At 70.3% G+C, this 16,909-nt stretch carries 12 protein-coding genes; 7 read left to right on the top strand and 5 right to left on the bottom strand.

Annotation, left to right across the window (positions count from 1 at the left end):
- Positions 1-94: 94 nt before the first annotated feature.
- The 4 genes from LX16_RS27980 to LX16_RS15945 all read left to right on the top strand — a co-directional run bounded on the left by LX16_RS27980 (position 95) and on the right by LX16_RS15945 (position 5,990).
- On the top strand, positions 95-2,776 hold the full coding sequence (locus tag LX16_RS27980; protein WP_147139631.1) for a helix-turn-helix transcriptional regulator: 2,682 nt from the start codon (positions 95-97) through the stop codon (positions 2,774-2,776).
- 138 nt (positions 2,777-2,914) lie between these two features.
- Positions 2,915-4,693 carry a S8 family serine peptidase gene (locus LX16_RS15935; protein ID WP_147139633.1) on the top strand — a complete coding sequence of 593 codons (1,779 nt, stop codon included), beginning with the start codon at positions 2,915-2,917 and terminating at the stop codon, positions 4,691-4,693.
- Between the two features lie 73 nt (positions 4,694-4,766).
- On the top strand, positions 4,767-5,411 hold the full coding sequence (locus LX16_RS15940; protein WP_211354526.1) for a DUF1707 SHOCT-like domain-containing protein: 645 nt from the start codon (positions 4,767-4,769) through the stop codon (positions 5,409-5,411).
- A 54-nt stretch (positions 5,412-5,465) separates the two neighbouring features.
- Positions 5,466-5,990 (top strand): P-loop nucleotide/nucleoside kinase family protein, encoded by a 525-nt coding sequence (locus LX16_RS15945; protein ID WP_147139635.1) that lies wholly within the window; start codon positions 5,466-5,468, stop codon positions 5,988-5,990.
- A 36-nt stretch (positions 5,991-6,026) separates the two neighbouring features.
- Here the strand turns inward: LX16_RS15945 and LX16_RS15950 are convergent, their stop codons facing one another.
- A complete protein-coding gene (locus LX16_RS15950; protein ID WP_147139638.1) occupies positions 6,027-6,590 on the bottom strand; it encodes a TetR/AcrR family transcriptional regulator in 564 nt (187 codons plus the stop codon).
- A 99-nt stretch (positions 6,591-6,689) separates the two neighbouring features.
- On the opposite strand from LX16_RS15950, the gene LX16_RS15955 reads away from it, so the two are divergent.
- Positions 6,690-8,477, top strand: coding sequence for an ABC transporter ATP-binding protein (locus tag LX16_RS15955; protein WP_211354527.1), 1,788 nt, complete (start codon positions 6,690-6,692; stop codon positions 8,475-8,477).
- A gap of 182 nt (positions 8,478-8,659) precedes the next feature.
- On the opposite strand, the gene LX16_RS15960 is transcribed toward LX16_RS15955, so the two are convergent.
- From LX16_RS15960 to eccCa, 4 genes are all read right to left on the bottom strand, one after another.
- Complete coding sequence (locus tag LX16_RS15960; RefSeq protein ID WP_147139640.1) at positions 8,660-9,259, bottom strand: nucleotidyltransferase family protein; 600 nt, start codon at positions 9,257-9,259, stop codon at positions 8,660-8,662.
- Between the two features lie 139 nt (positions 9,260-9,398).
- The gene (locus LX16_RS15965; RefSeq protein ID WP_147139642.1) at positions 9,399-9,683 is read right to left on the bottom strand and encodes a WXG100 family type VII secretion target; all 285 of its coding nucleotides are present in this window, start codon (positions 9,681-9,683) and stop codon (positions 9,399-9,401) included.
- Positions 9,684-9,726: 43 nt separating this feature from the next.
- Positions 9,727-10,050, bottom strand: coding sequence for a WXG100 family type VII secretion target (locus tag LX16_RS15970; RefSeq protein ID WP_147139644.1), 324 nt, complete (start codon positions 10,048-10,050; stop codon positions 9,727-9,729).
- Positions 10,051-10,256: 206 nt separating this feature from the next.
- On the bottom strand, positions 10,257-14,213 hold the full coding sequence (gene eccCa, locus LX16_RS15975) for a type VII secretion protein EccCa (RefSeq protein ID WP_147139645.1): 3,957 nt from the start codon (positions 14,211-14,213) through the stop codon (positions 10,257-10,259).
- Between the two features lie 131 nt (positions 14,214-14,344).
- On the opposite strand from eccCa, the gene eccD reads away from it, so the two are divergent.
- Complete coding sequence (gene eccD, locus LX16_RS15980) at positions 14,345-15,742, top strand: type VII secretion integral membrane protein EccD (protein ID WP_147139647.1); 1,398 nt, start codon at positions 14,345-14,347, stop codon at positions 15,740-15,742.
- Positions 15,743-15,937: 195 nt separating this feature from the next.
- Positions 15,938-16,909 (top strand): hypothetical protein, encoded by a 972-nt coding sequence (locus LX16_RS15985; protein ID WP_147139649.1) that lies wholly within the window; start codon positions 15,938-15,940, stop codon positions 16,907-16,909.

Consider the following 16,909-nt stretch of genomic DNA (forward strand, 5'->3'; position numbering starts at 1 on the left):
CCCCTGTCCCTTCGCGCCTGCGATCTCCGGCGGCCCGAGACCTTCCCGCGACGTCCCGGGACGAATAGCATCGGGTGGGCAAGGAGATCGCATCATGACCTCGATTGACCCCCTGGTGCCCCGAGTCGGGCTCATGCGCCGGATCCGCCGGATCCTCGCCGAGCGCCACCGCGTGGTGGTGTGCGGTCCCGCGGGCGTCGGCAAGTCGGTGATCCTGGAACAGACCGTGCCGCCGGGCGAGACCGCGCTGCGGGCGTTCCCCTCCGCGGACTCCGTACCGCTGGCGGGACTGGCGGAGCTGTTCGCCACCGTCGCCCCCGAACGGATCGCGGCCCTTCCGCCGCCTCGCAGGAACGCCGTAGAGGTGCTGCTGCGGACGCGCGACGGCGACTCGGATCCGACGGCGCTGCGGCTGGGCCTGCGTGACCTGTTGACCGGTCTGAGCGCCGACCGTCCCGTGTGGCTGGTCGTCGATGCGGCGGACCACTGCGACCCCGGGACGGTGGACTCGCTGTCGCAGCTACTCAGGCACCTGCCGCCGGAACGGGTCCGGGCGGTGTTCGCCGGTCGTGAACCCGGTCTGGCGCACCGCTTCGGCCTCCCCGCCGACCAGGAGGTCACCGTGCCGTTCTGGTCGCTGGCCGAGACCAGTGAACTGCTGGCCCGGTTCCGCCTTCCGAGCCGGATCGTCGCCGAGACACACCGCGCCAGCGGTGGGCTGCCGGGTTCGGCCCTGCGGATGACGACCGCCTCGACCGGGAACGTCGAGGCCGCCCCGCCGGCGTACCTCGCGGAGGAACAGTTGGCGACCCTGTCGCAACGCACCCGGTACACGCTGCTGACCGCCGCGTCGGCCCTCGATCCGACCGTGGAGTTGTTGCAGCGCGCCGGACGCACGCACGCACGCCGGGATCTGGTGGCCGCCGAACGTCTCGGGCTCGTCCACGTCGACGCGGCCGGCCGGATCGTCTTCCACGCCGAGGCCACGGTGGAGACGCTGCGCGACGGCGCGTCGACGCGCACGGCGTCGCGCGCGCATCGGGCGCTCGCGGGCGTCGTCGCCGACTCGGTGGCGGCGGTCCGGCATCTGGCCCTGGCGGGCGACGACGCGGTGTCGGCGGCCCGCCTGGACGAGGCCGCGTCGGAGGCGATCGGGCGGGGCGACCCGCTGCTGGCGGCCGAGTTGGCCTTGTTGGCGGCGGACCGTACCCCGGCCTCCGAGGACGCAGCGGTGGTCGCGCGGTTGTTGGTCGCGGCGCGGCACGCCAGTGCGGCCGGGCGACTGGGACTGGTGGAGCGGGCCGCGAAGTCGGTGTGCCGCAGGGCCACCGTCCCCGCGCAGCGGATGGAGGCGCTGCTGGCGATGATCAACGCCGTGGGTCAGCACTTCGACGGTGCGCAGTGGGCGTTCGCCGCGGCGGCGTTGGAGACCGAGACGGAACCGGCGTTGCGGGCCGAACTGCTGATGTGGCAGTGCTGGCGTGCGTACATAAGGGACGGTGACGTGGCGGGCGCGCTCGCCCTCGCCGAGCAGGCGTCGCGCGTGTGCGGTGACGCGGGAGAACCGCAGCAGCGCATGCAGATCCTTACCATGAAGGGCAGGATGCAGCGGTCGCTGGGGGACGTCGCCGCCGCCGAGTCGACCCTTTCGGAGGCACTGGAGGCGTCGGACGGCCCCGGTACCGAGATCGCGGCCTCGGCGCAGTTCGCGATCGCGCGGCACCGGTTGTTCGACGACCGGCTGACCGAGGCCCGCGATGACTTCACCGTGTTGCTGTCGGAGGCGCGGCGGGCGGGCGAGTTCAAGGGCCGCATCGAGGTGCTGCGCGGCCTCGCCGAGGTGGAGGCGCGACTCGGTGACTGCCGGGACGCGCGGGCGCACCTCGACGAGGCGTTGACCCTGCTGGCCGACGGCGACCTGTCGCCCGCGCCGGTGTGGTACCTGTCGGCCCTGGTGGACGTCGCGGCGGGCGACTTCGAGTCGGCGGTACGCGCCGCCGGGCGGGGGCTGCGGTCCGCCCGTGAGGAGCGGGACGTGCTGTTCACCGCGCGCGGGCTGTTCGCCACGGGAGTGGCGTTGTCGCGAGGCGGCGACCCGGCCGCGGCGGTGCCGCCGCTGCGGGAGGCGGGGGAGATCGAGACCGGAACCGGGACCGTCGATCCGTCGATCCTGTTGTGGCGGCCGGAACTGGTGGAGGCGTTGGCCGGCAGCGGTGAGGTGGAGCAGGCGCGGCGGGAGCTGTCGCGGGTCCGGGAGCTGGTGGCCCGGATGGGGCTGTCCAATGTGATACCGCGACTCGACGTGGCGGAGGCGGCGTGTCTGGCCGCCTCCGGTGAGACGGTGTCGGCCGTCGACCGGCTCGCCGTCGCCACGGAGGGTTTCGCCCGGTACGGCCTGCGGATCGACGTGGGCCGGTCCCTGTTGGCCGCCGCCCGGTTGGAGCGGCGCCGGCGCCGCAGGGCCGTGGCGCGCCGGCTGCTGGCCGAGGCGCGTCGGGCGTTCGAGGAGTGCGGCGCCGAGGGCTGGGCGGCGGTCGTCGACTCGGAACGGGACCGGGTGGATGCGGTATCCGGTGACCGGGTGGACGGGTTGACGCCGGGGGAGGCGCGGCTGGCGGAGCTGGTCGCCGACGGGGCGTCGAACCAACAGGCGGCCACGGCCCTGGGAGTGAGCGTGAAGACGGTGGAGGCGACGCTGACCAGGATCTACCGGAAGTTGGGCGTGCAGGCGCGGGTCCAGTTGGCGGGTCTGCGCGGCCGGCGCACCCGGGTGTAGGCGGCGGCCGTGGGGGGTGGCGCAAGGGTTTTCCCCACTAGCAGGCGTACACGGCGTTCTCGTAGCGTCGCGGCCACCAACCAGTTAACTGAGGCATTCAGATGTCTGACTGTCTCGGTCTTCGCCCGGAAGGTACCGATGACACCTCTACGCCCCCTCGCCGCGCTCGGCGCGCTGGCGGTCGGCACGGCACTGGCCGTGGCCACCGCCCCGGCGGCACACGCCGAACCCGCCACCGGCCCGATCCTCATGGCCGACGCCCCCGACCGCATCCCCGACGTGTACCTCGTCGACCTCGCCGACGACGCCGCCGTCGCCACCCGCGCATCCGTCACCGCGACCGCCGACCGGTTGACCGACGCCTACGGCGGGCAGCTGCGCTTCACCTACCACGCGGCGATGACCGGTTTCTCGCTGGAACTCGACGAGGCCGCCGCGAAACGGCTCGCCGCCGACCCGGCCGTGGAGTCGGTCGAGGCGGTCGGCATGGCCACGCTCGACGGCACCCAGACCGACGCGCCCTGGGGCCTCGACCGCGTCGACCAACGCGACCTGCCCCTGAACCAGACCTACGAGTACCCCGACAGCGCCGGAGAGGGCGTCACCGTCTACGTGCTGGACACCGGCAACCGGTTCAGCCACCGCGACTTCGGTGGCCGCGCCTCCGCCGGCCCCGACTTCATCACACCGGGCGGCGGTTCGACCGACTGCCACGGCCACGGCACCCACGTCGCCTCCACGGCGGTCGGCACCACGTACGGCGTCGCCAAGCGCGCCGAGACGGTGGCGCTGCGGGTCCTCGACTGTGGCGGCTCCGGCCCCTGGGACGGCATCATCGGGGCGGTCGACTGGGTGACCGACAACGGCGTCACACCGTCGGTGGTCAACATGAGCCTGGGCGGCAACGGACAGCAGCCCGCCCTGGAGCAGGCCGTCCGCAACTCCATCGCCGCCGGTTACCAGTACTCGCTGGCCGCCGGGAACGACAACGCCAACGCCTGCAACTTCACCCCGGCCAGGGTCGGGGAGGCGATCACCGTCGGCGCCACCTCCAGCAACGACGGCCGCGCGAGCTTCAGCAACTACGGCAGTTGCCTGGACGTCTTCGCGCCCGGCAACCAGATCACCGCGGCCTCTCACCGCGGTGACACCCTGACGACGACCATGAGCGGCACGTCGATGGCGGCGCCGCACGTCGCCGGGATCGCCGCGCTGTACCTGGCGGAGAACCCGTCGGCCTCGCCCGCGCAGGTCCGCAACGCCCTGGTGAACAACGGCAGCACCGGCAAGGTCGGCAATCCCGGATCCGGTTCCCCGAACGTGCTGGGCTACACCGGTTTCATCGACGGCGGCCCGCCGCCCACCGACGACTTCTCGGTCTCGTTGTCGCCCGCCTCGGGCGAGGTGGCACCGGGCGGCTCGGTCGGTGCGGACGTGTCGATGTCGGTGACCTCCGGTGCCGTACAGGACGTGACCCTGTCGGCGTCCGGCCTGCCTTCGGGAGCCACCGCCACCTTCGACCCCGCCGAGACCACCAGCGACGGCGACGCCCGGCTGACCATCGCGACCTCGACGGGCACGCCCGAGGGCGCCTACACCGTGACGGTGACCGCCACCGGCACCGAGGCCACCCGCACCGCGACCTTCCGGCTCCAGGTGGGCGACGGCGGCGGTGACGGCCCGACGGCCGCGTTCACGGTGAACTGCTTCCAGGGCATCGCGATCTGCATGTTCGACGCCGCAGGCTCGCAGGGCGACATCGCCTCCTACCGCTGGGCGTTCGGTGACGGGGCCACCGGCCAGGGCGTCTTCACGCACCACTGGTACGGGGCCGCCGGAACCTACCGGGTGACGTTGACCGTCACCGACACCTCCGGTGCCACACACACCACCACCCGCACCGTCACCGCCGGTTGACGGGGCGAAGGTGGCGGCCCCGGCTCCGTGCCGGGGCCGCCACGTGTTCGTGGACACTGGTTATCCTTTGAGAATGGCTGAATCCACCCCCATCGACCCGACGAGGCTGCGGGTCTCCGACGCCGACCGGGAGGCCGTCGTGGCCCGGCTGCAGGCCGCCGCGTCGGAGGGCAGGCTGACCCTGGGAGAGTTCAGCGAACGCGCCGACCAGGTCTACCAGTCCCGTACCCGGGGCGAGCTCGACCGGCTCACCGTGGACCTTCCCTCGGCCGCCGGTCCGGTGGCCGAGACCCACACCGGGTTCGGCCGTGGTGCCGAGGTGGCCCGCTCCGAGGAGAGCCGGGTGGTCCGCGCCATCATGGGCGACAACGAGGACCGGCTCGTCGGGCGGATCCCGGAACGGCTCCGCGTGCTGGCCGTCATGGGTGACGTGACCCTGGACCTGCGCGAGGCGGTGTTGACCGGCGGCGAGGTCGAGGTGACCGGGCACGTCGTCATGGGCAGTGTGCGGGTCATCGTCCCGAACGGGATCGAGGTCCGGCAGCACGGGTCCAATGTGATGGGTGACGTCCGGACCCGCCTGAGCCACAACGGAGGCGGCGCCGCGCCGGTGGTGCGCATCAAGCTGGTCAACGTGATGGGCGAGGTCAAGATCGTCGACGACGCGCACCACAAGCCGCTGCGGCGGCGACTGTCCCAGTGGTGGGGCCACGACTAGTTCCGAGGCGGATATCGCGTGGTCACCCGCCCGCCCGCCTGACACGATCTGACGATGGCCACGTTGTTCCTCATGGTCGGCCTGCCCGGTGCGGGCAAGACCACGCGCGCCCGGCGGATCGCCGCCGAGCACGGTGCGCTCCGCCTGACGCCCGACGATTGGATGATCCCGCTGTTCGGTGTACCCGAGCCGGAGGGGAGGCGGGACGTGCTGGAGGGGCGGATGCTGTGGCTCGCCCTGGAGGCCGTCCGGCTGGGTACCGACGTGGTGGTCGACTACGGCTGCTGGTCCCGCGACGAGCGGTCCGCCGTCCGGTGGCTCGCCGAGGCCGAGGGCGCGCGGTTCCACATGGTGTATCTGCCGGTGGACGCCGCCACCCAGCGTGCCCGGATCGCGCATCGCCAGGCGACGACCCCCGAGGAGACCCTGCCGATGACCGAGGCCGACATCCTGTCCGGGCGGGCGTCGTTCGAGGAGCCGGCCGGCGCGGAACTCGACGGGCTGCCGGTGGGCGGTCCGCCTGCCGGGTGGCCGGACTGGCGGGCCTGGGCGGCCGACCGGTGGCCGTCGTTCGGGTGACCGACTCGCCCGGTTCAGGGCGAGCGGCCGCGCCGGTCAGGGGGAGATGGCCTTTCGCAGGCTCGCCAGGCACTGGGTCAGCGCCTCGTGGCTGGAGGCGCCGTGCGACCTGCGGTACTCCCACCCGGCGTACAACATCGACCACAGTAGATTCGAGACCCATTCGGCCGTCATCGATCCGTCGATCTCGCCGTCCCGGATGCCGCGCCGGATCAGTTCCAGGATCTTCAGGTCGGACTCGGTGTCCTCGCTCCACGCGGGGTCGTTGATCAGTTCCGGATTGTTGAACAGCAGCATGAAGCCGTCGCTGAGCGCGAACCACTCCTGGCACACCCGGCCCAGTGCCTCCACGGCGGAACCCTCGTCGATGCGGGCCCGGTCCACGGCGTTGTGGACCTTCTCCAGCAGGTCGGCCGCGATGGCGTTGATCAGGTCGGAGCGCTCGGCGAAGTACCGGTGAACCGTCGTGCGCCCCACGCCGGCGGCCACGGCGATGTCGCCGACGGACGCGGTGGAGTCCCTGGCCAGGACCGCCACGGCGGCGTCGAGGATGGCGCGACGGGTACGGGAGCGGGTGTTCGATTCGGCGGGCACGGTCACGCTCCCATTGTACTGTGACTCGACCCATAACGGTATATCGCTTGTTAAAAATGGAACAATGATGTTCACTTGCGGAATAGCCGAGTTTCAGGAGGAATCATGACGGCACCGCAAGAGTCCCGAGAGAAGTCGCCCATCACATGGGAACGGTTGAGACTGCTGTGGACTTTCGCCAGACCCTTCAAGGGCAGCCTCGTGCTCGGCCTGGTCCTGGCGCTCGCCGGTTCCGCGATGAGCCTGGCGACCCCGATGGTCACCAAGTGGGTACTCGACTCGCTCGGGGCGTCGGCATCGCTGACCGGTCCGGTCATCGCCCTGGTGGTCCTGCTGGTGTTCGGGGCACTCATCTGGACGTGGCAGTGGATCCTGCTGGGGTCGGTGGGGGAGAAGGTGGTCCTGTCGGCCCGCACCTCGATGGTGCGCAGGCTGTTCGGCGCGAAGATCCCCGCCGTGACCGGCCGCTCCACCGGTGAACTCGTCGCACGGGTCACCTCCGACACCGTGCTGCTCCGAGAGGCCGCCGCCGCCAGCATCATCGGACTGCTCAACGGTGCGGTGATGCTAGTCGGCACCCTCGTGCTCATGGCGGTGCTGGACCTCGTCCTGCTCGCCACCACCGTCGCCGCCGTCGTGCTGGTCGGCGTGGCGTTCGCGATCCTCATGCCGCCGATCGCCAAGGCACAGGAACAGGCGCAGGAGCACGTCGGGCGGCTCGCGGGCGCCCTCGAATCGGCGATGCGGGCGATCCGCACCATCAAGGTCAGCCGTGCCGAGCGGCGGCAGGGCGACCGGATCATCGCCGAGGCGCGGGAGTCCACCCGCTACAGCATTGCCGCGGTGCGCCGTGAGGCGCTGGCCTGGACGATCTCCTGGTCGGGCATCCAACTGGCCATCATCATGATCCTCGGCATCGGCGCGTGGCGGGTCGGTGAGGGATGGCTCGCCGTGTCGAGCCTCATCGCGTTCCTGTTGTACGCGTTCCAGCTCATGGAACCGATCATGGAGTTGAGCCAGAACCTGACCGCCCTGCAGTCGGGGGTCGCCGCGGCGGGTCGCATCCGCGACGTGGAACGGATCCCGGTGGAGGACGACACGACCGCGCGGCGCGGGCGCGTCACACCGCCCGCGCCCGAGTCGCCGGTGCTGCGGTTGCGTGACGTCACCGCCTCGTACGGACCCGGACTGGAACCGGCGGTCCGGGAGGTGAACCTGGACGTCCCCCGGCGCGGGCACCTGGCGGTCGTGGGGCCGTCGGGCGCCGGGAAGACCACGCTGTTCTCACTGATCCTGCGGTTCCTCGAACCGCAGTCCGGGACCCTGGAACTGGACGGTCGTGAGTACCGCGATTACCGGCACGGCGAGGTGCGCGAACGGCTGGCCTATGTGGAGCAGGAGACGCCGGTGGTGCCCGGGACCATCCGGGAGAACCTGCTGCTGACCCATCCCGACGCCACCCCCGAGGAGATCGCGGTGGCACTGGAGGAGGTCAAGCTCACCGAGCTGGTCGCCGGGCTGCCCGACGGACTCGACACCTCGCTGACCTCCACGTCGGTGTCGGGCGGGCAGCGGCAGCGGATCGCGCTGGCCCGCGCCGTCCTGCGCACCCCGGAGGTGTTGCTGCTCGACGAGGCGACCGCGCAGGTCGACGGCATCACCGAGGCGGCCATCGCCGACTGCATCGCACGCCGATCCCGGCAGGGCGCGGTCGTGACGATCGCCCACCGGCTGTCCACCGTCATCGACGCCGACAGCATCGTCGTCATGGAGAACGGCCGGATCCGCCGCCAGGGCGACCACCACACCCTGCTGCGCCAGGACTCGCTGTACCGGGAACTGGTGGAGGCGTTGCGCATCGCCGAATCCGAACCGGTCACCGCCGAGCCCTGATCCGTTCCCTTCCCCGCTTGGTCCCCGCCCCGTTCCGCTTGGTCCCCGCAAGATTAAGACGAACGGCGCAGAAAGGCATATATCAGGCAAGTTCCGCCCCGGGGGGGCCACCGGGCGGGGACCAAGTGGTGGAGAGTGGTCACCGGGCGGGGACCAGGCGGCCGAACGTGGCGGCCGCAGTATCACCCGGTGGGCCACGGCATCACGGTGAGGCTCGGCCATTCCCGCCGCCACCGGGCCGCCTTGGTCCGGTAGACCTCCTCGGTCGCCAGTACCGGGTTGGGACGCACCACGAGGTTGAACACGTCGGACAGCCCGTGTGGGGCGTAGACCCGCCACGACCCGTCCGCCCTCAACCGCACCCCGAGGCAGCAGGTCGTCGCGGCGAAGCTGTCGATGGCGGCCTCGCTGGAGGTGTAGGGGGCCGCCGGAACGCCGAACCTCTCCTCGTACCAGAGGTGGACGCGCGCCTCGTTGCGGATCTCCACGGTCAGCCCCAGGTCGGCGCAGGCGGACTCGCCGGCCTTGATCACGCGGTCCTCCGCCTCCCACGACAGGTCGGTGTCGTCGAAGTAGAACACGTCGTAGTCGCGGATCCCGGCGGCGGGTTCCCGTCCCGTCGCGACGTTCCAGACGGTCTGGAACAGGCAGCCGGCCGTGAGGTACCAGCCCGGCAGATCCATTCCGGCCAGTCGGTCGAGTAGCGCGGGGATCGCGGGGTTGCGGCACAGTGTCTCGCGCAGCGCCGGCAGTTGCTCGTCGAGCGGAAGTCGTCCGATCACCTCGACTGCCTACCACGCGGACGCCGCCGGTGCGCCACGACCTCGGCAGCCGGCCGGCGGCGGGCACGCATACGGCTCCGCCCCCACTCGGGTGCCAGGGCCAGTAGTGGGGGCGGAGCCGTATGGGGAGCCGTGCGACTCAGGTCATGAACATCTTGGCGTTGGCGCTCTCGGTGGACACGTAGTCCTGCTTGGCGAGCCCCACGGTCTGGCCGATCTTGTTCAGCAGCATGTTGAGGTCGCGAACCGCGGTGTCCCACTCGGTGCGCTGCTGGAAGTAGGCGGCCTGGTCGCCACCGGTCCACTGCATGGCGTCGAGGCGCGCACGCAGGGTGTCGAGGATGGAGTCGAGTTCGGCCGAGGAGGACTGGATCTTGCCGGAGAACGCCTCGAGCTCGGCGGGCGACACCTTCAGTACGTCCATGAATTCACCTTCTTGATAAACGATGGGGAGGGGCGGATGTCGGTCAGGCGCTGCCGGTCAGCATGCCCATGAGGCTGTTCATGTTGCGGCCCTGCATCTCCTCGTTGTTCACGTGGTTGGCGGACGACTTGTCCACCAGCAGGGCGATGGTGTCCAGGACACCCTGGAGCTTGTTGGCCTTGGTGTCGTACTCGGTCATGAGGGTTCCGAAGGACGCGGCGGCCGAGCCGGACCAGAAGGCTGAAGACGCGGCGACCTCGCCCCGGATCTTGCTGAGCTGCGACCGGACCTGCTCGATCGAGTCGCGCATGTCGGCGGTCCCTTTGGCAAGGGACGCTTGATCGACGTGAAGGGGCACAACGGACATGTGTCGACCTTTCTTCTGCGAAAGATAGGAATACCCCTATATCCACATGCTCAGATACAGTAGAACCGGGTATACCTACTGTGGTAGTGCCGACACTAGCAAACCGTTTTGCAACTATCAATACCCCAGCACACGGATTATTTCCCGCCTCCCGGAACGCGAACGCGCCGCCCCCGACGGGGACGGCGCGTCACGGCGGCCGGGTATCACACCAACGGCGGCGCCCACGCGGTCTGGACCAACTCGTTTCCGCTGCGCCGCACCAGCATCCCCCGGCCCGGCGGGCGCGGGGTGGCGCGGACGTCGCCCAGCAGCAGGCCCTCCTCCTTGTTGCCCGACATCAACAGACCCGGCGACTGCAACTCACGCAACCGCTGGATCACCGGCTCGTACATCGCCCGCGACGCCCCACCCATCCTGCGGGTCAGGATCAGGTGCAGACCGACGTCCCGCGCCTGCGCCAGCAGGTCCAGGATCTCGCTGACCGGGTTGACCGAACCACCCGACACGATGTCGTAGTCGTCGACCAGGACGTACAGTTCCGGTCCCTGCCACCAACTCCGGGCCCGAAGCTGCTCCGGTGTGACCTCGGAACCGGGCAGCCGGGTGCGGATCGCCTCGTCGGCGTCCTTCAGCAGCTTCCGGCCGTCGGCCGCTCCGGCCGCGTACCCGGCCAGGTGGGATTCGGGGATCTCGCCCAGCAGACTGCGCCGGTAGTCCACCACCAGCAGCCTCGCCTGGTCGGGCGTGTAACGCCGCGCGATCTGCCGCGCGATCATCCGCAGCAGGTTCGACTTGCCGGACTCCACGTCACCGAAAGCCAGGAAGTGCGGTTCGGCCGTGAAGTCCAGGCCCACCGGCGCCAGGTGGCTCTCGTTCAGGCCGATCGGCACCACGTGCGAGGTCGGCTGCGGCGGCACCTGCGCGAGTTCCACGTTGTCGGGCAGCAGCCGCACCGGTGGCGCCACCGGGCCGCGCCAGGACTCGGCGACGGCCCCGACCAGCCGGGTCACGCCCTCGGTCAGGTCGTCCACGGTGCTGCGGTCGTCGATGCGGGGCAACGCGACCAGCATCTGCATGGCGTCGGGGGAGATGCCCCGTCCCGGTGCCCGTTCGGGGACGTTCTTGGCGGCCCGCCGGTTGATCTCCGACTCCGACGGGTCACCCAGCCGCAGCTCCAACCTGGTTCCCATGAGGTCCCGCAGCGCCGCCCGCATGTCCGTCCACCGGTTCGTGGCCAGCATCAGGTGCACGCCGAAGGCGAGTCCACGTTGCGCGATCGCCTGGATGTCGTCTTCGAGGTCCTCGAACTCGTTGCGGATCGTGGGCCAGCCGTCGATGACCAGGAACGCGTCACCGAACGGGTCGTCGGCGAACTCGCCGGCCGCCTTCCGACGCCGGTAACTGGCCATGTTGTCGATGCCGGCGGCGGCGAACCTGGCCTCGCGCTCGTCGAGCAGCGTCGACATCTCCGCGACCGTCCGCCGCACCTCGTCGACCTGCTTACGGCCGACGACGCCGCCCACGTGGGGCAGACCGGCGAGACCTCGCAGGCTGCCGCCTCCGAAGTCCAGGCAGTACATCTGGACCTCCACGGGCGTGTGGCTGATCGCCAGCGAACACATCACGGTCCGCAGCGTGTTGCTCTTGCCGGACTGGGTGCCGCCGACGACCAGGACGTTGCCGCCCGCGCCCGACAGGTCCAGTTCCAGCGAGTCGCGTCGCTGCTCGTAGGGCTTGTCGACGATGCCGGCCCGGACCTTCAACTTCCCGGGGCCGTTCCAGCCCATGGGGCGCAGGCCCCACTGGGCGTCGGCCAGCAGTCCCGGGTACAGGGTGGACAGAGCCGGGGAGTCCCCCAGCGGCGGCAGCCACACCTGGTGTGCCGGCGGTCCCTGGTTCTCCAGTCTGCGGGTCAGCACCGCCATCAGCGAGTTGTTGATGTCGTCGAGGGTCTCGGCCTCGCTCGACTGCTTCACCGGGGCGGCCGGGCGCGCCGGCGCGGGAAGGTACCCGGCCTGGAACGGCAGCATCCGGTCCCGCTGCACGACCTGGCCGTCGGCGTTGGTGCGCTGCCGGTACGGCCCCGACACGTAGGCGCTGCGGAACCGCAGCATCGTGGTCGTGTCGATCTTCAGGTACGCGTGGCCGGGCGAGTTGGGCAGTTCGTACGCGTCCGGAACACCCAGCACGACCCGGCTCTCCATGGCGGAGAACGTCCGCAGACCGATGCGGTACGACAGGTGGGTGTCGAGGCCGCGCAGCTTGCCCTCCTCCAGGCGTTGCGAGGCCAGCAGCAGGTGGACGCCCAGTGACCGGCCGAGCCGTCCGATCATGACGAACAACTCGATGAACTCCGGTTGCGCGCTGAGCAGTTCGGAGAACTCGTCGCAGATCACCAGGAGACTCGGCAGCGGATTCAACTCCGCCCCGGCGCGGCGCGCCTTCTCGTAGTCGCGCTGGGACACGAAGTTCCCCGACGCGCGCAGCAGTTCCTGCCGCCGCGTCATCTCGCCGCTGATGGCGTCCGCCATCCGGTCCACCAGGTGGAGCTCGTCCTCCAGGTTGGTGATGACGGCGCTGGTGTGGGGGAGGCGGTCGAGGGTGGCGAAGGTGGCGCCGCCCTTGAAGTCGACGAGGACGAAGTTCAACTCCTCCGAGGAGTGGGTGATGGCGAGACCCGTGACGATGGTGCGCAGCAGTTCGGACTTGCCGGAGCCGGTGGCGCCGATGATGAGGCCGTGCGGCCCCATCCCGCCCTGCGCGGACTCCTTGATGTCCAGGATGATCTTGCCGCCCTGCGGATCCAGGCCCAACGGGATGCTCAGCTTGTCGGCGGTGGGCCGGTTCGGCCGCCACACGTCGTGCGGGTTGAAGTGGGCGACGTCGCCGATCGCCAGCAGGTCCGGCAGTTCCGCGGACACAGCCATGGGTTCGCTGGCGCTGGTGACGGTCGCCGGCCGGTACCGGGCCATGCGGCGGGCGAACGAGGCGGCCTCCTCGGTGGAGAGCCGGTCGGGCGTTCCCAGCGGCGACCGGCGACCGCTCAACGTCATCGTGAGGGTGTCCTCCAGCGGGTCGGTCTCCAGTTGCAGCAGCCATTCCCGGGGGTAACGCGGCACGGTCCCGGACAGATCCAGGACGGTGACACCGGACAGGCCGGAACCGGCCAGGTCGCAGTCGGCGTCCACGTCTCCACCGTCCACTATCACCAGCACGTGCGGGCGGTCGTTGAACATGCCCTGTTCGTCGATGTTGCGGGACCGCTTCGCCAACTCGTCCGACAGCAGTCCCTCCAGCTCCGTCATGTCGGACAGGACGAGCCGCCGCGCGCCCAGGGCGTCGGTGTGCCGGTCGTGGCTGGCGTGCGGCAGCCACTTCAGCCAGTCCCAGTGCGGGAGCGTGTGATCGGCGACGACGGCCGCGACCAGCAGGTCGTCGGGGGAGTGGAAGGCCGCCGCCTGGCACAGCATCGCCCGGGCGAGCGCGCGGTTGGCGTCCTCGTCACCGGTGAACACCAGGCGCCGGAAGCCCCGCAGTTGCAGGGCCATCGGCATGTTCGGCAGGTTGGAGTGGGCGCGGACGAACCGGCGCAACGCCAGGGCGCTCATCGGTTCCAGGTCCTCGACGGGCTTGGTCTCGGGCGTGACCATCTTGACGGCGAGGCGCTGCCGTCCGACCGACACCCGGATCTCGCAGAAGTCCCGGTCGGTGTACCGGCGTTCCCACAACCTGGTGGAGCCGACTAGCGTCCACAGTGTCGCGGGCGCCGGGTGACGCCACTGCATCGCGGAACGCTGCTGACCGGCGGCGCGGCGCACCTGCCGCCGGGTCTGCGACAGGTAACGCATGTAGTCGCGGCGGGCGATGGTCTGTTCGCCCTTCTGGTCGCTGCCGCTGCTGGCGAACGTGCCGATGAACATTCCCAGCATCGCGACGCCGAACAGACCGCCGATGACCATGGTCATGACACCGCCGCCGCGACCGGCGTACATGAACACCATCGCGCCGACCATCGCGAGCATCGGCAGCATCATCAGAAGCTGCGCCATGCTGCGCTGACCGGGGATCGGCAGGTCGGGGGGCGGTTCGAGCATCAGGTCGCCGCCGGGCATCGACGGGCCCTTTCGGCGTGGTGGCCGGGTGAAGATGATCCTGCTCATGAGAGGGGTTCCTAGCGTGAGGGCCGACCGCTGCATCATATGCAAGACGATTTGGTACTAGATTGTCTGCAACGAAGAAATTTCGATTCGTCGTTGTCGTGATCGCGCCGGCCCGAGGAGAACCCACCCCCATGAGCGTCACCGACAGACTGTGCCGGGTCACGGTCGTGGCCCCCAACACCAGGATGGACGTCGCGCTGCCCGACCACGTCCGGCTGTGTGAACTCCAATCCGACCTGCTGCAGCACGCCGCCGACGGACCCGGCGGCGAAGACGTCGTCGAGGACGGCGCCAGCAACGGCGGCTGGGTCCTCACCCGGCTCGGCGGCGCGCCCCTGGACCCGAACCTCACCCCGGCGCAACACCACATCATGGACGGCGAGGAACTGTACTTCTCGCCCGTCGCCCAGGTGGGGCCGGAGGCGGTGTTCGACGACGTCATCGACGCCATGGCCACCGCCAGCGGCGATCGGGGCGGCAAGTGGCAGACCGCCACCAGCCAGGTTTTCGGCACCGTCGTCGGTACCGTCCTGCTGCTCGGCGCCGCCGCCGCGATCCTGTTCACCGGGACCGAGGCGGCCATGTGGACCGGGTACGGGATCGCCGCCGCGCTGCTGGCGGCCTCGGTCGTGTTCGCCCGGGCACTCGGCCGGATCGGTGAGGCCACCGTCGTCGGCCTGCTGTCGGTCGTGTACGGCTGGGTCGGCGGGGCGTTGTCGCTCGGGGAACTCCCGGCGATGGCGGACCTCAACGCGCCCCGGCTGATGGTGGCGGGGGCCGCCGCGGCGGTGTTCGCGGTCGTCGCCGGAATCGGCATCCCCATCTCGGCGCCGGTGTTCTCCTCCGCCGCGCTCGCGGCCGCCGGACTCACCGGGGCGGCCGCGTTGTGCACCTTCGTGGGCGCGACCCCCGCCGAGTCGGGCGCGGTGGTCTCCACCGTGTTCGTCGGACTCATCCCCGCGATGCCGATGTTGTCGTTCCGGGTGGCGCGGCTTCCCATGCCCACGATCCCCCGGTCACCGCAGCAACTCCGCTCCGACACGCTCAAAGTGGACAGTGAACTGGCGTTGCGGCGCAGCGAACGCGCCGACCAGCACCTCACCGGGATGCTCGCGGCGGCGGCGATCGTGACCGCCGGTTCCCTGGTGTTCCTGGCGATGGCGCCGAGCTGGCCGACCGTGCTCATGACGATCCTGTTGACCCTGCTGGTGCTGATGCGGGCCAGGATCTTCCTGACCGTGCGACAGCGGATGCCGTTCCTGCTGGCCGGTGTCGTCGGTATCGCCTCGCTCGCGACGTCGATGTGGGTGCACGCCGATCCCGCCGACCGGTTCCTGTACGTGGTAGCGGTGCTGGTGGGCCTGGCGGTGATCGCGCTCAGCTTCGTCCTGGGCATCGCCGGGAAGCGGGTCTCGCCGATCTGGGCGCGGATGGTGGACATCGTGGAGGTCATCCTGTTCATCACGATCGTGCCGCTGACCCTGTGGGTCTGGAACGCCTACTGGTGGGTCCGCACTGTCAACGGCTGACCCGGCCCCTCTGTTTCGCGGCTTGGTTGGCCGTACGACGATCGACATACCTCGAATAGGCCCGGATGTCCGATTTTTCACCGTCATATGACCAACCAAGCCGGCATTCTGACCAACCAAGCCGACAGGGGGATACCGCCCACCTCGATCCGGTGCGATGCTCGGCCTCCCGTTCACCGTCCGAAGGGGTACGTGGTGGAACACTCCACGCCGACGCGCCGAATCGGTGCGGCCCTGGCCGCCTGCCTCGCCGCAGTGTCGCTGACCGCCTGTGGCGCGGATCCGTCGGAGTCCGTACACGCACTGTCCTGGGCGTCGGAGGACACGTACTACTACCTGGACCGGCCCATCCTATGGGAACCCGGGTACCGGACGATCGAGGCCACGCCGGAGCTGTACCTCGCCTCGCCCGACGATCCCCGGCAGCCCGTGGACGACACCCTCGGCATACCGTGTGGACCGTCCAGTACGGTCCAGGTGTTGTCCGGTGACACGGTGTTCGTCTCCGGCTGGTGCTCATACCTGGAGAGCGACCGTTTCATCACCGCGCGCCTGGATGTGACGACCGGCCGCGCGGTACCGGTGTTCGACTGGGAGTACCGATACCGGGTGGTCACGACGTGGACCGGCGGCGACGGCGACGGCTGGGTGTCGTACGGCGAGGAGGACGGCTGCGCCGGTGTCGCCCGCGTCGAGGACGGCCGACTCGTCCCCTGGCACTGGGCCGGCGACCCGGACATGGTGGTCGCGGAGGAGCCCGGCACCGGTGAGTACGGCTGCTGGTACGGCGTCCGCGTCGGAGACGTCGCGGCCTCACACGACGGCACGGATGTCGTGTTCCTGGCCGAATCCGGGCTGTTGCACGCCGATGGAGCGCCCGACTCGGACGAGTGGTCGCTGTACCTCATAAGCGGAGACCTGGCCACGATCGAGTGGCCGCTCGGTGCGGTGTCCCCGTACGATCCGATGTGGTGCGACGACGTGGTGTTCATGATCGTTCGAGACGACACGGGGGAGTCCGCGCTGTGGCGACTGGACCCGGCCACCGGTGCGTTCGCGCGGTTCCGGGACGATGTCGGCTCGGCCGCGTGTTCCCCCTCCGGTGAACGGATCGCCGTGCAACCGGAGTCCGGTTCCATCGAGATCTTGTCGCTCACCGGCGAGTGA

The sequence above is a fragment of the Stackebrandtia albiflava genome, from assembly GCF_007994225.1.
Taxonomy (GTDB): domain Bacteria; phylum Actinomycetota; class Actinomycetes; order Mycobacteriales; family Micromonosporaceae; genus Stackebrandtia; species Stackebrandtia albiflava.